Here is a 579-nt window from a genome sequence, read left to right on the forward strand (position 1 = left end):
GGTAAAACAGTAAGATAAGCATACGTCCCCATGCTACGCAGAAAGCGAAACAGCCTCACTTTTATGGTTCTGATTACCCGTTCGGCGCTCGCTGCTTTCATGTCGCTGTAGGTAGAGTAGTGGTTTATACCTTTCTTGCGAAAAAGATCGGAAAGAACGCGGTTGTGAAACTCTCTGCCGCGATCCGTCAGTAAATGAACGGGTACGTTTCCGCCGCGAAAAATGCGAACAAAAGCCTTTTTCACATCTTGCGGACGCTTCGTTTTGATAGGTAGGACGTACAGGAACCGCGACAGCGTATCGATCACCACGAGCAGGTACCTGTGACCACGATTGTACCTCTTGTATTTGCTTACATCAGCCAAATCAGCTTGCCAGAGGTCGTTCACCCTTGTCGCGATGAAACTACGTTCTCGAACTTTTTGCGCGCTGGCTTGTGACGCGTCTACACATCGTGTCTTCGAAAAAGTGCCAGCGCTTCCTCTCTGCTCAAGTCATTTTTTTTAAATTCGTCCGATATATAAGAAAAGATACAGCCCGTAAGTCGGAGGCCAAGCGGTCTTAGGAAGACAAAGTCTC

Annotated in this window: 1 protein-coding gene; it reads right to left on the reverse strand. The window is 48.0% G+C overall.

Annotated features, from left to right (window positions below):
* Positions 1-389, reverse strand: a 389-nt coding sequence (locus tag Q2M23_RS43840; RefSeq protein WP_316399566.1) for a transposase family protein, incomplete at its 3' end; no start/stop codon positions are given.
* Positions 390-579 lie beyond the last annotated feature (190 nt).

This window comes from Bradyrhizobium sp. 33ap4 (assembly GCF_032654765.1).
GTDB lineage: Bacteria > Pseudomonadota > Alphaproteobacteria > Rhizobiales > Xanthobacteraceae > Bradyrhizobium > Bradyrhizobium australafricanum.